This window comes from Microbacterium sp. MMO-113 (genome assembly GCF_037148555.1).
Classification (GTDB): domain Bacteria; phylum Actinomycetota; class Actinomycetes; order Actinomycetales; family Microbacteriaceae; genus Microbacterium.
Genome location: NZ_JBBCTD010000001.1, coordinates 447,876 through 461,782 on the forward strand (window position 1 = coordinate 447,876; position 13,907 = coordinate 461,782).

General features: G+C 70.5%; 11 protein-coding genes. 7 read left to right on the plus strand and 4 right to left on the minus strand.

Going from position 1 to position 13,907, the window contains the following annotated elements:
• Positions 1-32: 32 nt before the first annotated feature.
• The 5 genes from mtrA (at position 33) to hpf (ending at position 5,642) form a co-directional block, all read left to right on the plus strand.
• The gene (gene mtrA / locus WFJ36_RS02080; RefSeq protein ID WP_025103044.1) at positions 33-713 is read left to right on the plus strand and encodes an MtrAB system response regulator MtrA; all 681 of its coding nucleotides are present in this window, start codon (positions 33-35) and stop codon (positions 711-713) included.
• A gap of 7 nt (positions 714-720) precedes the next feature.
• Positions 721-2,400 carry an MtrAB system histidine kinase MtrB gene (gene mtrB / locus WFJ36_RS02085; RefSeq protein ID WP_071328285.1) on the plus strand — a complete coding sequence of 560 codons (1,680 nt, stop codon included), beginning with the start codon at positions 721-723 and terminating at the stop codon, positions 2,398-2,400.
• A complete protein-coding gene (locus WFJ36_RS02090; RefSeq protein ID WP_336642547.1) occupies positions 2,397-4,115 on the plus strand; it encodes an LpqB family beta-propeller domain-containing protein in 1,719 nt (572 codons plus the stop codon). Before mtrB ends, WFJ36_RS02090 begins: the two co-directional genes overlap by 4 nt.
• A 91-nt stretch (positions 4,116-4,206) precedes the next feature.
• Complete coding sequence (locus tag WFJ36_RS02095; RefSeq protein WP_336642548.1) at positions 4,207-4,854, plus strand: ComF family protein; 648 nt, start codon at positions 4,207-4,209, stop codon at positions 4,852-4,854.
• A 131-nt stretch (positions 4,855-4,985) separates the two neighbouring features.
• Positions 4,986-5,642: a ribosome hibernation-promoting factor, HPF/YfiA family gene (gene hpf / locus WFJ36_RS02100; RefSeq protein WP_071328288.1), complete on the plus strand. Its 657-nt coding sequence runs from the start codon at positions 4,986-4,988 to the stop codon at positions 5,640-5,642.
• A 63-nt stretch (positions 5,643-5,705) separates the two neighbouring features.
• On the opposite strand, the gene WFJ36_RS02105 is transcribed toward hpf, so the two are convergent.
• Together WFJ36_RS02105 and WFJ36_RS02110 are read right to left on the minus strand one after the other, a co-directional pair.
• Positions 5,706-7,034, minus strand: coding sequence for a hypothetical protein (locus WFJ36_RS02105; RefSeq protein WP_071328289.1), 1,329 nt, complete (start codon positions 7,032-7,034; stop codon positions 5,706-5,708).
• Positions 7,035-7,114: 80 nt separating this feature from the next.
• On the minus strand, positions 7,115-7,747 hold the full coding sequence (locus tag WFJ36_RS02110; RefSeq protein ID WP_336642549.1) for a PadR family transcriptional regulator: 633 nt from the start codon (positions 7,745-7,747) through the stop codon (positions 7,115-7,117).
• Between the two features lie 189 nt (positions 7,748-7,936).
• Between WFJ36_RS02110 and secA the strand changes: the two genes are divergently transcribed.
• A complete protein-coding gene (gene secA / locus WFJ36_RS02115) occupies positions 7,937-10,741 on the plus strand; it encodes a preprotein translocase subunit SecA (RefSeq protein WP_336642550.1) in 2,805 nt (934 codons plus the stop codon).
• A gap of 67 nt (positions 10,742-10,808) precedes the next feature.
• Positions 10,809-12,035 (plus strand): pyridoxal phosphate-dependent aminotransferase, encoded by a 1,227-nt coding sequence (locus tag WFJ36_RS02120; protein ID WP_292789163.1) that lies wholly within the window; start codon positions 10,809-10,811, stop codon positions 12,033-12,035.
• Here the strand turns inward: WFJ36_RS02120 and WFJ36_RS02125 are convergent.
• Positions 11,926-13,209 (minus strand): AAA family ATPase, encoded by a 1,284-nt coding sequence (locus WFJ36_RS02125; protein ID WP_071328292.1) that lies wholly within the window; start codon positions 13,207-13,209, stop codon positions 11,926-11,928. The two genes, WFJ36_RS02120 and WFJ36_RS02125, sit on opposite strands and share 110 nt — an antisense overlap.
• The gene (locus WFJ36_RS02130; protein WP_071328293.1) at positions 13,206-13,826 is read right to left on the minus strand and encodes an SAF domain-containing protein; all 621 of its coding nucleotides are present in this window, start codon (positions 13,824-13,826) and stop codon (positions 13,206-13,208) included. The genes WFJ36_RS02125 and WFJ36_RS02130 overlap by 4 nt, the downstream gene beginning before the upstream one ends.
• Between the last annotated feature and the right edge of the window lie 81 nt (positions 13,827-13,907).

Here is a 13,907-nt window from a genome sequence, read left to right on the forward strand (position 1 = left end):
AGGGCGGGACTCGGTGCCATAAGGTAACAGTTATGACCTCACGCATCCTTGTGGTCGACGACGACACCGCGCTCGCCGAGATGATCGGCATCGTGCTGCGCACGGAGGGATTCGAGCCGGTGTTCTGCGCGGACGGCGCGCGCGCCGTCGACGAGTGGCGCGCGCAGCGTCCCGACCTGGTGCTCCTCGACCTGATGCTCCCCGGTATGGACGGCATCGAGATCTGCACGCGGATCCGCGCCGAGTCGGGGGTGCCGATCATCATGCTGACGGCACGCAGCGACACGGCCGACGTGGTGCGCGGTCTCGAGGTCGGGGCCGACGACTACATGGTCAAACCGTTCAATCCCAAGGAGCTCGTGGCGCGCATCCGCACCCGGCTGCGGCCGACGCCGCAGGCCTCCAGCGAGCAGCTGCGGATTGGCGACCTCACCGTCGACGTGGACGCGCACGAGGTGCGCCGCGGGACGACGCCGATCGCCCTCACACCGCTGGAGTTCCAGCTCCTCGTGGCCCTCGCCTCCAAGCCCCAGCAGGTGTTCTCCCGGGAGATGCTCCTCGAGCAGGTCTGGGGGTACCACTACAAGGCCGACACCCGGCTCGTGAACGTGCACGTGCAGCGCCTGCGGGCGAAGGTGGAACTCGACCCGGACAACCCCAAGATCGTCATGACGGTCCGCGGCGTGGGCTATCGCGCCGGCAGCGTCACCTAGGGACCCCATGGCCGCGACGACAGCGACCACGGCCGTCGCCGTCCTCCGCGACTGGCGCGGTTGGCCGGACGTGCTGGCGGCGCTGTGGCGACGGTCGCTCCGGTTCCGTACCCTCGCGATCACCCTGGTCGCCACCTCGTTGGCGATCTTCATCACGTGCGTCACGATGGCGCTCGTCATCCAGAACGACCTCTTCGTGTCCCGGAAGAACGTGGCGCTGGAGGACGCACGGCGTGCGGTGGACCAGGCGCAGTCGCTTCTGGACGTGGCGGAGGTGGGCGATGATCCCGCCGCTCTGACCGATCTGTGGAACGGCATCCCCGACACCCTCTCCCGGACGTCGAGTGCTGATCTGCTCGCCGGCTTCAAGATCCAGGACGGCTCGGGGGCGGTCCGGCTCAACGGCTTCACCGCCGGACTCACACCGGATCTGCTGAGCCCCGAGCTGCAGGCCAGGGTCCGCGAGTTCGACGACCGGCAGGCCTGGCAGTCCGTCGCCCTGCCCACGGAGGACGGCGGCGTGGTGCCGGGCATCGTCGTGGGGCAGCAGCTCCAGGTGCCGCAGGCCGGGTCCTTCGAGATCTACTTCGCCTACGACCTCGCCGACGCCGACCAGACCCTCGTCTTCGTGCAACGCACCCTGTGGATCGCCGGGATCGGGCTGGTGGCCATCGTCGCGGCCATCTCCTGGATCGTGCTGCGGACGGTGTCCACTCCGATCGTCCAGGCGGCGGAGACGAGCGCGCGGCTCGCGGCGGGTGACCTCGGGGTGCGGCTGGAGGTGCACGGCGAGGACGAGCTCGCGACCCTCGGTCGCTCCTTCAACGCGATGGCCGACAGCATCGAGGCGCAGATCAAGGAGCTCGGCGAGCTGTCGATGGTCCAGCAGCGCTTCGTGTCCGACGTGTCGCACGAGCTGAGGACCCCGCTGACGACGATCCGCCTCGCCGCCGACATGCTCAACGACCAGCGCGACGAGTTCGACCCCACGACCGCACGCACCGCCGAGCTCCTGCACGCGCAGGTGCAGCGGTTCGACACGCTGCTGGCCGACCTGCTGGAGATCAGCCGGTACGACGCGGGGTCCGTGCAGCTCGAGCTGGAGGCGACGAGTCTCGCGCAGCTCGCGGAGGACGTCATCGAGCAGATGCGGCCGCTCGCGGAAGGACACGGCACGGAAGTCCGTCTGGTGGCGCCGGGGGGCTACTCGCCGGTGGACATGGACCCGCGCCGCGTGCGGCGGGTGCTGCGCAATCTCATCGGCAACGCGATCGAGCACGGAGAGGGACGCCCGGTCGTCGTCACGGTGGACAGCAACCAGCACGCGGTGGCGGCCGGTGTCCGCGACTTCGGGCTCGGCATGGACCCCGGAGACGCGGAACGGGTGTTCGATCGTTTCTGGCGGGCCGATCCGTCGCGCCAGCGCACGATCGGCGGCACGGGGCTCGGACTGTCGATCGCCCTCGGCGACGCCACGCTGCACGGCGGGACCCTGGCGGTCTGGTCGGAGCTCGGCGTCGGCTCGCACTTCGTGCTCACCATCCCGCGCCACGACGGAGTGCTGGACGGTCCGAGCCCGATCCCGGTGGAGCCGCAGGAGCCGCTCGCCGAACTCGGTGATGCCACGCAGCCGATCTCCATCGCCGAGGCCTACTCCGATCTGCTCGACGGGAAGGATCAGTCATGAGCACGCGCATGAGGAGTCGATTCGTCCGTGGCGCCGCACTGGCGTTGGTCGCGCTCCTGCTTCCCGCGTGCGCCGGGCTGCCGACGAGCGGAGACGTCGCCGTCGGGCTGGAGCTGGGGGAGTCGCCTGACGACGTCGACGTGCTCCCGGTGGCCTCCGGTCCCGTGGCGGGGGCGGGGCCAGAGGAGATCGTGGAGGGGTTCCTCGAAGCCGGCATCACCACCTCCGACAACTGGGCGACGGCCCGGGAGTTCCTGGCCCCGCCGCTGCAGCGCAGCTGGCGGCCTTCGGCGGGGGTTTCCATCGACGCCGGGCCGGAAGCCCGCACGTTCACCTCCGACCTCGCCGACGATCAGCTCGAAGACGCCGAGGAGGCCGAGGTCCAGGTCCTGCTCGAGCTGGTCGCGAGCGTCGACGACTCCGGGGCGTACAGCGGCGCCCCCGGCGATTCGAGCGTGCCGTTCGCTCTCGCCCGTGGCGAGGACGGCGAGTGGCGGATCACCGAGGCACCGGACGGCGTGGTGATCGACCAGAGCAGGTTCCCGAACGTGTTCGAGGGATACTCGCTGCAGTGGTTCGATGCGCGCTGGTCGCGGCTGGTCCCGGACATGCGATGGTTCCCGCGACGCCAGAGTCCGGCGACGACTGTCACGCAGGCACTCGTCAGCGGCACGCCGGCGGAGTGGCTCGATCCGGCTGTGCAGACGGCTTTCCCCGCGGACGTCCAGCTCGCCCAGGACGCGGTGCTGATCACGGGGCAGGCGGCGGAGGTGGCGCTGACGCGCCCCGCGGCGAGCCTGGACGACACGACCCTGGCCCGGATGCGCACGCAGCTTCAGGCCACGCTGAAGGCCGCGGGGGTGAACGTCACCCAGGTGCGCTTCAGCGTCGACGGCAGAGCGCTCGATGCGGGGGTCGTCGACGTCGTGGGCACCACGCCGGAACCGGGGACGCTCGTGCTGAAGGACGGCAGGTTCGGTCGCATCGTCGGCGACGAGATCGCGTCGATCCCCGGGATCAGTGCGCAGATCCAGGCCGTTCCGCAGCCGATCTCGGCGATCGACGTGGCCGCGGACGATGCGACCGCCGCATTGCAGCTGGACGACGGTCACGTGTACCTGGCGACCGACGATGCCCGCAACGAGCTGGATGCCCGCCCGGGTCTCGTGCAGCCGTCCCTCGATCCCTATGGCTACGTGTGGTCGGTGCCCGCGGGAGCGCCGCAGGCACTGCTCGCGGTCGGCCCGGATGTCGTCGGGCACCAGGTGGCCGGCGCGTGGCCGAACGCCTCGGCCATCTCGGACATCCGGGTCGCCGCCGACGGCGCCAGGGTCGCTGCGGTGGTGCGCGTCGGCGGCCAGCTCTGGGTCGTCGTCGCGGCAATCGTCCGGGACGGCGCCGGGGTGCCCACAGAGCTCGGTGAAGTGCGACAGCTCATCCAGCTCACCGAGCCGTCGACCGGGCTCGTCTGGCTGGGACCCGATCGGCTCGCCGTGCTCACGGATTCCACGACGCCCCGGCTGATCATGCAGCCGGTCGGCGGACCGGCATCGGCGGAGAGCGCGCCCAGCGATGCCGCGTCCATCGCCGGTGCCAGGACTCCTGCAGGCGTGCGCATCCTGGACACCACGGGGCAGTTGTTCGCGCACGCCGGTTCGGCGTGGCGGGAGATCGCCGAAGGGGTCTCCGTCCTCGCCACACACGCCGGCGAATGACCTTTCCTGCACGGAACGGGATCCCCCTCGATCGGTTTCACCGCTGCCGCGGGATGATTCGCGAGCACGCTTCCGGCGGCAGGATCTCGGCATGGGGATCACGACACGGATCGGCGAGCTCGCCGCGGAGACCGGGGCGTTGCTGCTCGCGGCGAGCTGCGCGGGGTGCGAGCATCCCGGTACCGTGCTGTGCGACTCCTGCCTGGGCGCTCTCGCTCCCGTGCCGCGGGAGGTGCGTACCCCGGACGGGCTGCGGGTCCACGCCGCCCTCGTCTTGGATGGCCCGGTCGCTTCCTGCATCCGGCGGCTGAAGGGAGCGGGGCAGACCGTGCTGGCCCGGCCGCTGGGTGCCGCACTCGCCGCCGTGCTCCTGCCCGCCCTCGTGCCGGGGGCGTGGGTGGTCCCCGTCCCCACCTCCCGGGCCGCGTTCCGTCGGCGCGGCTACCGCGTGCCCGAGCTCCTGGTGCGGCGCGCCGGCGCGGAGCCGCAACGCGTCCTCGCGCTCACCCGGCGCGTGCGGGATCAGCGGGAGCTGCCTGCTGCGGCGCGGTCCGACAACGTCCGCGGGGCGATGCGCGCGCGCCGACAGGGGCACGGTGCGCCTGCGGTCCTGGTGGACGACGTGGTGACGACGGGGGCCACGCTCGACGAGTCCACGCGAGCCCTCACCGCCGTCGGATTCGTGGTCGTCGGGGCCGTCGCGCTCGCCGCCACGCCGTCGCCGACCGAATCCGGATGAGGTTCATCGGAGACTCACTGGAGACACAGGGCCTCAGGCCGTGACATCCGCGGCGGGTCGGACTACGGTGGGATGTCACAAGGCGACCACGGTCCGCCCTTGGCCGGGAGGACCGGGACAAGGAGGCAGCAATGGAAACGAGCATCGTGGGCGTCGGAGTGGGCATCACCGATCGCTTCCGCACCGTCGTCGAAGAGAAGATCGCCAAGATCCAGACCCTCGCCGCCAAGGCGCAACGTCTGGACGTGAAGGTCACGCACCGGGTCTACCGCAACGGTCGCGTCCCGGATGAGACGGTCGAGCTGACCCTGGTCGGCAAGGGCCCCGTGGTCCGTGCCGAGGCCGTCGACGGCGACAAGTTCGTGGCGCTCGACCTGGCGATCGACAAGATGACCGAGCAGCTGCGCCGCGCGAAGGAGAAGCGCGTCGACGGACGGCAGCATCCGCGCGGACCGCACTTCGAGAAGGGCAGCGGTTCGCTCGAGGGCATCGATGTGCAGCCGGCCTCCGCCGAGGTGCTGCACGCCGTGGCGACGGGCAGCATCCCAGTGCAGACCGAGGAGGAGGAGGACTACTCCCCGGTGGTCATCCGCACGAAGAGCTTCGAAGCGGAGTGGATGACCGTGGAGGAGGCCGTCGACCGGATGGAGCTCGTCGGGCACGACTTCTTCCTCTTCGTCGATGCGCGCACGGACCACCCGAGCGTGGTCTACCGCCGCAAGGGCTGGGACTACGGAGTCATCGCCCTGAGCACGCAGGCGCCGCCCGCCGAGGCGCTCGCCTCCTGAGACGACCGAGAACGGCCCGACCCCGCGGGGGTCGGGCCGTTCTCGTGCGAAGACCGGACGGCGTCAGTCGAAGATGCCGTCGAGGAGGCTGCCGATGACGAGGCCGCCGAGGATGCCGGAGGCGAGGTCGCCACCGCCCATGCCGCCGCCGCGACGAGGGCCGCCACCCCAACCGCCGCCGCCCCAGTCCTGGTCCTGCGGGCGCGAGGAGTCGATGTCGCGCTGTGCGAGCTGGAGAGCCTCTGCCGCGAGATGAGCCACCCGGCGGGCCTGAGTCAGTGCCGCCTCGCGGGTGTCCTCGGCGGGGAGGAGAGCCGGCAGGTCGACCCGCAGCCGCTCGGCCTCCGCCAGCCGCGTGCGGGCGTCCGCGCCGATCCATCCGCGGTGGCCGGCGATGAGCCCGCGAGCGACGCCGAGCTGGCGGTCGGCGTCGTCCATCGCGTGCTGCACCTGTGCGATGGACGGCAGCGGGTTCTCGGCGCGGTGCCGCGCGGTGGCGATGGCGTGGTCGAGGCCCGCGTTCGCTTCGCGCAGCTGCGAGAGCTCGGCGAACGGGTCGTTGGGCTGACCCGAGGGTGTGAGCGCGGCCAGAGCCGCCTGCAGACGGGCGACGGCTTCCGCCACCGCGGGCGTGGACGGAGCGGTCCGCGCCGCGATGAGGTCGTTGCGGGAGTCGGCGATCACCTCGGCGAGGGTCGATTCGGCGCGCAGCGCCTCGATCTCGAAGTCCTCCACCGCATCGAGCAGGGCGCCCGCACGACGCGTCGCCTCGGTGGCCGTCTCCAATGCGAGGTTCGCCTCCTCGTTCTGCTTGGCGGCACGGCGGCGCTCCGAGATGTCGGCGCTGTGGGTGGCGAAGCGGATCAGCTGCTCCGCCTCGGCGGCGCTCGCGGTGATCTGGTGCATCGCGGAGTCGGAGTAGCGCGCGGAGAGCCGGGACACGGTCTCGTCTGTCTGCGGGATGCGGGCGCTCAGCGCCTCCGCGTCCGCCCGGACCTGCGCGATGATCTCGGGCGCGCGCCGCACCTTCGCGACGGACTCCGCGAGCACGGTGGTCTTCTCGTCGAGCAGGTCCTGGGCCCAGTCGCAGAGCTGAAGGATGCGCGCGTTCCGCGTGCGCAGCTCCTCGTCGGTGTCCGGGATCTCGTCGTGGTTGAGCTGGTGGAGCTGGAACGCCTCTCGCAGGTGCGTCCGCACCGACAGCAGCGCGGCCTTGAGGTCGGCGGTCAGGGACTCGCCGAGCTCGGCCTCCGCGAAGACGAGCTCGTCGGAGGTGGTGCGGATGCGCTCGTCGGCGGCGACGAGTGCCTGCTCCGCACGCCGGGCGAGGTCCGCGTCCTGCGCGGCGAGTTCTTCCTGTTCGCGTTTGCGTCTGCCCCAAAATCCAGCCATGTGCCGATCCTAGTTTCCCGGGCGCATGCGCGGGCTGAGCATCCGCTCCAGGCGAACGGAGGGCGCCGTCGCCGAACTCTTCAGGCGGGCACCGCGACGGGGTCGCCGCCGGCGACGGCGGACGGCACCGTCTTCGCCGGGCGGCCTCTCTTGGGGCGTTCCGTCGTGAGCTCCAGGGCCATCTCCGGATGCGGGTGCTGCGCGAGTCGTGCCTCCGCCTGATCGAGCCACCGCAGCTCGGCCTCCGCGGCGCACACGAGGGAGTCGAGGACGAGCGACCACGCGAGGTCCTCGGGACTGCCCGCCGCGAGCCCGGGGGAGGGCGTGCGGCGCAGCTCGTCCAGTCGCTGCTGCGAGGCGTCCCGCTGACTGCGGAGGATGGTCGCGGCATCGACTCCGGGCAGGGTGGCGGCGACCGCGAGCTTCACGGCGAGCTCCTCGCGCGTCGCCGGAGCGCGGAGCACCGGAGCGGCGAGCCAGCGCGCCGCCTCGGCCGAGCCCGCCGCGGTGATGCGCCAGTAGACATGGCCGTGTTCGTCGGCCTCCCCGCGCTGGACCAGCCCGTCGCGCTCGAGCCGTTCCAGGGTGTTGTAGATCTGGCCGACGTTGAGCGGCCACGTCGATCCGGTCCGGCGGTCGAATTCGTGCCGCAGCTGGTAGCCGTAGCAGGGGCCCTGATCGAGGATGGCGAGCAGGCTCTGGCGTACGGACATGACCGGTCTCCTGAAGGCTGGCGGATGGAAAGCAGTGCCGAGTATATGCATACCGGGCAACTTCCCGGACGCGACGCGGCGGACCCATGCAGGCGACGTGGAGGTCACAGGCCGGTAACATGGCAAAGTATGCCTGGCGCCCGCCTCACGGCGGCCGGCGAATGACCCAATGACAGGGAGATGACATCCGTGGCGAATCCTCTTGAGAAGCTGCTGCGCGCAGGTGAGGGGCGGATCATCCGCCGTCTGAACCAGGTGGTGAAGGCGGTGAACGCCCTCGAGGAGGACATCTCCCAGCTCACGGACGACGAGCTGCGCAACGAGACCGCCGAGCTGCGCGCCCGCTACGAGAAGGGCGAGACGCTCGACCAGCTCATGCCCGAAGCCTTCGCCGCGGTGCGTGAAGCCGCCAAGCGGACACTCGGCATGCGCGCCTACGACGTGCAGATCATGGGTGGCGCCGCCCTGCACCTCGGGAACATCGCCGAGATGAAGACCGGTGAGGGCAAGACCCTCGTCGCCACCTTCCCCGCCTACCTGAACGCGATCGCCGGCGAGGGCGTGCACGTCATCACCGTGAACGACTTCCTCGCGAGCTACCAGGCGGAGCTCATGGGCCGCGTCTACCGCGCGCTCGGCATGACGACCGGGATCATCGTCTCCGGCCAGACGCCCGCCGTGCGGCGCGAGCAGTACGCGGCCGACATCACCTACGGCACGAACAACGAGTTCGGCTTCGACTACCTCCGCGACAACATGGCCTGGCGCAAGGAGGACCTCGTCCAGCGCGAGCACTTCTTCGCGATCGTCGACGAGGTGGACTCCATCCTCATCGACGAGGCCCGCACGCCGCTCATCATCTCCGGGCCGTCCTCCGGCGAGGCGAACCGCTGGTTCGCGGAGTTCGCCAAGATCGCGCGCACGCTCGTCGCCGGCGAGGACTACGAGGTCGACGAGAAGAAGCGCACCGTCGGCGTCCTCGAGCCGGGCATCGAGAAGGTCGAGGACTATCTCGGCATCGACAACCTCTACGAGTCCGCCAACACGCCGCTCATCTCGTTCCTGAACAACTCGATCAAGGCGCTCGCGCTGTTCAAGAAGGACACCGACTACGTCGTGATGAACGACGAGGTCATGATCGTCGACGAGCACACCGGGCGCATCCTCGTCGGGCGCCGCTACAACGAGGGCATCCACCAGGCGATCGAGGCGAAGGAGGGCGTGCCGGTCAAGGCCGAGAACCAGACCCTCGCCACCGTCACGCTGCAGAACTACTTCCGCCTCTACGACAAGCTCGCCGGCATGACCGGTACCGCCGAGACCGAGGCCGCCGAGTTCATGTCGACGTACAAGCTCGGCGTCATCCCGATCCCGACGAACAAGCCGATGATCCGCAAGGACCAGCCGGATCTGGTGTACAAGAACGAAGCCGCGAAGTTCGCGCAGGTCGTCGAGGACATCGCGGAGCGCCACGCGAGCGGGCAGCCGGTGCTCGTCGGCACAACCAGCGTCGAGAAGAGCGAGTACCTGTCGCGCCTGCTCGCCAAGAAGGGCGTCAAGCACGAGGTCCTCAACGCGAAGAACCACGCGCGCGAGGCGGAGATCGTCGCCCGCGCCGGCCGCCTCGGGGCCGTCACGGTCGCGACGAACATGGCCGGTCGAGGCACCGACATCATGCTCGGTGGAAACGCCGAGTTCCTCGCGGTGCAGGAGCTGAAGGCGAAGGGCCTCGACCCGGTGGAGACGCCGGAGGAGTACGAGGTCGCCTGGGACGAGACCTACGAGGCCATGAAGAAGGTCGTCGAGGAGGAGGCCGAGAAGGTCATCGAGGCCGGCGGCCTCTACGTGCTCGGCACGGAGCGCCACGAGTCGCGCCGTATCGACAACCAGCTCCGCGGCCGTTCCGGACGTCAGGGCGACCCGGGCGAGAGCCGGTTCTATCTGAGCCTCACCGACGACCTCATGCGGCTGTTCCAGTCGGGCGCCGCCGAGGCGATCCTGGCCCGCACGAACTTCCCCGACGACGTCCCCATCGAGTCGGGCCTCGTGTCCCGGGCGATCCGCAGCGCGCAGTCGCAGGTCGAGGCGCGCAATGCCGAGATGCGCAAGAACGTCCTCAAGTACGACGACGTCCTCAACCGTCAGCGCGAGGCGATCTACGCCGACCGCCGCCACATCCTCCAGGGCGACGACATCGCCGATCGGGTGCAGCACTTCATCGAGGACGCGATCAGCGGCGTCGTGAAGGACCACACCGGCGAGGGCCACAACGAGAGCTGGGACTTCGACGCCCTCTGGACCGAGCTGAAGACCCTGTACCCGGTGAGCGTCACGATCGACGAGGTCGTGTCGGAGGCCGCAGGACGCAAGGGCGGCATCACCGCCGAGGGACTCACGCGCGAGCTGCTGTCGGACGCGAAGATCGCCTACGAGAAGCGCGAGGAGTCGCTGGGCGAGGCCGCGACCCGCGAGCTCGAGCGCCGTGTCGTCCTCCAGGTGCTCGACCGCCGCTGGCGCGACCACCTCTACGAGATGGACTACCTCAAGGACGGCATCGGCCTCCGGGCGATGGCGCAGCGCGATCCGCTCATCGAGTACCAGCGTGAGGGCTACGCGATGTTCCAGTCGATGATGGGTCAGATCAAGGAGGAGTCGGTCGGCTACCTCTACAACCTCGAGGTCGAGGTCCGTCGCGTCGGCGATGCCGAGACGGCAGAGGTCGAGGCCAAGGGGCTCGCCACCGACGGTGGAGAGCAGCGCCTGGAGTACTCGGCGGCGAACGACGCCGGAGAGGTCGAGGTCCGCAACGACCGCGGGCAGGTCCAGCAGGCCGCGACCGACCGGATGCGCCAGGCCGCGGCGCGGGCGCAGGCTCCGCAGCAGGCCGAGCCGGAGGAGGCCCCGCGCGGCGCCTTCGGGCAGCGCACGGAGCCGGCCGCCCCGGCGGCGGGCAACCGCGAGCAGCGGCGCGCGCAGAGCAAGAAGAAGAAGTAGCCTTCGGGTGACGAGGAGGGCCAGTCCGTGCGGATTGGCCCTCCTTGCGTCCCTGTAGGCTTGATCGATGACACCATCGCGCACCTTCGACCAGTCGTCGAAGCTCAAGAACGTCCTGTACGAGATCCGCGGAAACGCCCTCGTCGAGGCGGCGCGATTGGAAGCAGAGGGCCACCGGATCCTCAAGCTCAACACCGGCAATCCCGCGATCTTCGGCTTCGACGCCCCGCATCAGATCGTGCACGACATGCTCGCCGCGCTCCCCACAGCCCACGGGTACAGTGACAGCAAGGGCATCATCTCCGCCCGGCGTGCCGTGGTGAGCCGGTACGAGGAGATCGAGGGGTTCCCCCGTTTCGATCCCGATGACGTGTACCTCGGCAACGGCGTCTCCGAGCTGATCACCATGACCATGCAGGCGCTGCTGGACGAGGGGGACGAGGTCCTCATCCCCGCCCCCGACTACCCGCTCTGGACGGCCATGACCAGCCTCGCCGGCGGCACGCCCGTGCACTACCTCTGCGACGAGGAGCAGGGCTGGCAGCCCGACCTCGAGGACATCCGGTCGAAGATCACCCCGCAGACCAAGGCGCTCGTGATCATCAACCCGAACAACCCCACCGGGGTGGTCTATTCGCGACAGGTGCTGGAGGGCCTCGTGCAGATCGCGCGCGAGCACCAGCTCCTCATCCTCTCCGACGAGATCTACGACCGCATCCTCTTCGACGACGCGGTGCACATCCCGACGGCGACCCTGGCCCCCGACCTGCTCTGCCTCACGTTCAACGGGCTCTCCAAGACGTACCGCGTGGCCGGCTACCGCTCCGGCTGGATGGTCGTCACCGGTCCGCAGGACCACGCCAAGGGCTTCATCGAGGGCATCACGCTGCTGGCGTCGACGCGGCTCTGCCCGAACGTCCCGGCGCAGCACGCCGTGCAGGCGGCGCTGTCCGGCGTGCAGTCGATCGACGCCCTCATCGCACCGACCGGGCGGCTGCACGAGCAGCGCGACATCGCCTGGGAAGGTCTGGAGGCCATCCCCGGCGTGTCCTGCGTGAAGCCGCAGGGCGCCCTCTACGCGTTCCCCCGCCTCGACCCGGACGTGCATGAGATCCGCGACGACGCCAAGCTCGTCTACGACCTGCTGGTGTCCGAGCACATCCTGCTCGTGCAGGGGACGGGTTTCAACTGGCCGACGCCGGACCACCTGCGCCTGGTGACCCTGCCAGAGCCGCGAGTGCTGAGCGAAGCCGTCGAGCGCCTCGGGAACTTCCTGTCGAGCTATCGGCAGTAGTCTCCACGGAGACGGACGGGTCGAGGTCGGCCGCGAGCCGGCGCACGGCGGCCACCAGCGCCGACCGCGGCGCGACATCGGAGATCGGCCGGGCATGCAGGAGAGCCGCATCGACGGCACGGCGGTCCAGGGGGAGGAAGGCGATATCGGTGAGCCCGGCGAACCGCTCCAGCGTGCGTCGGATCTGACTGCGGGCGTCGAGGCCGAGCGGCCCGGGACGGACCTGGTTCACGACGACCGTCACCGGAGTCTGGCCGACCAGACGCCGCAGCTCTGCATGGTCCCGTAGGAAGCGGCTGATCCCCAGCGGGTCCGCCAGGGCCACGGCCACGACCCGGTCCGCCTCGCTCAACGTCGCGACGGTCGCGGCGTGTCGCCGCGGGCCGACCACGTCGTACATCGCCTCCTCGTCCGTGTCGACGGCGGCCGAGACGTCCACCACCGTCTCTTCCGCCCACCTCCGGCAGACCGACAACGTCGCCCGCATCCGCGCGTCGGAGAGCTCGGGCCAGCGGCTCGGCCGGTTGAGGCCCGCCAGCACGTCGACCTCGGTGCCGCCTGCCGCGAGCCGGGCGGACAGGCGGGTCAGCTCGGCCGGATCGAGCGCACCGGCCTCGGCGCGACGGCAGGCTGCCGCGAGCCCGGGGCCGTCGTCGTCCATCCCGAGGAGCAGAGCCAGAGAGGGCGCCACGGTGTCGGCGTCGATCAGCGCCGTCCGGCGTCCGCGCCGCGCGAGTTCCACGGCGAGCTGAACGGCGATCGTGGAACGCCCTGGTGCTCCGTGCGAGCCCCAGATAGCCGTGAGGCGGGACGCCGCCGTCGGTGTGCCCGCGACAGGGGGCCGCACGTCGGTGGAGAGCGCTGCAGCGATCTCCCACCCCGGAGCATCCGCGCGCAGCGGCGGGGCGAGGCCCATCCGCAGGACCGCCCGACTGTCCGTGCCCCCGAGGGTGACGATGCGGACACCGGCGCGATCGCACGCCGAAAGGAGTTCGGGGGTCAGCACAGCCCTGGTCGCGGGGGCGACGACAGCCTCCACGTCCGGTTGCAGGCGGGCGATGATCGCGGAAGCGGACGCGGACGGAAGGCTGAGCGCTGAGACGCCCTCCCATTCGAGTTCGGCGACCAGCTCGTCGGCTCGAGGCTGGGTCACGGCGAGGAGGACGACGCTCACGACCCGGCTCCGACCGGGACGACCGAGAGCGCGGCGCCACCGGTGACCGCGGCGAGGACCGCAGCGACGTCGCTCCGATCGATCACGATCTCCAGCTCCGCCGCATTCTCCGCCAGCAGTCCCTCCGGCTCGAGGACAGCGCGGACGACGACGTCTCCCACGAGGATGCGGGGTTCATCGTACGAGCGTCCGTCGTCGCGCAGCGGTGCCTGCCAGATCTCCACCTCGGTTCCCGCTGCGACGTCCTCCGGGAGACCCACGCTGCTCTCGACGACGACCGTCGTCGTGCGACTGTCCGAGGCCGCCGTCGTCGCTGTCCTTGGCACCAGCTCGCCCTCCGTGAGCGTTCGGATGGCGACCTGTCCCGCAGGGAGCTGATCCGGCCGGAGGTACTCGTCGGTCGCCGCGCCGAGCGCCACATCGACCGTCTCGAGATCGGCGGCTCGGAGGACCTCCCCGCGAACGATCGTGCGTCGTGCCTGGAGCACCGGGACCGCCTGGTCCGACGAGGTGAGCACGAACCAGACGCCGGCGATCGATGCGAGGACGAGCACGATGCCCACCGCGAAGCGGGCATCGCCGCGGAAGCGACGAGGGGAGCGGGAGAGCGGGGCCATGGCGATATGGTCACAGAAGCAGGGGACCGGGCCGTCGAGTTATCCACAGGCTCGCGCCTGCCCGTACGGCGTCCGCCGTGG

Coding starts and splice junctions, on each gene's coding strand:
- mtrA (WP_025103044.1), top strand. CDS start 33: ATGACCTCACGCATCCTTGTGGTCGACGACGACACCGCGCTCGCCGAG.
- mtrB (WP_071328285.1), top strand. CDS start 721: ATGGCCGCGACGACAGCGACCACGGCCGTCGCCGTCCTCCGCGACTGG.
- WFJ36_RS02090 (WP_336642547.1), top strand. CDS start 2,397: ATGAGCACGCGCATGAGGAGTCGATTCGTCCGTGGCGCCGCACTGGCG.
- WFJ36_RS02095 (WP_336642548.1), top strand. CDS start 4,207: ATGGGGATCACGACACGGATCGGCGAGCTCGCCGCGGAGACCGGGGCG.
- hpf (WP_071328288.1), top strand. CDS start 4,986: ATGGAAACGAGCATCGTGGGCGTCGGAGTGGGCATCACCGATCGCTTC.
- WFJ36_RS02105 (WP_071328289.1), bottom strand. CDS start 7,034: ATGGCTGGATTTTGGGGCAGACGCAAACGCGAACAGGAAGAACTCGCC.
- WFJ36_RS02110 (WP_336642549.1), bottom strand. CDS start 7,747: ATGTCCGTACGCCAGAGCCTGCTCGCCATCCTCGATCAGGGCCCCTGC.
- WFJ36_RS02120 (WP_292789163.1), top strand. CDS start 10,809: ATGACACCATCGCGCACCTTCGACCAGTCGTCGAAGCTCAAGAACGTC.
- WFJ36_RS02130 (WP_071328293.1), bottom strand. CDS start 13,826: ATGGCCCCGCTCTCCCGCTCCCCTCGTCGCTTCCGCGGCGATGCCCGC.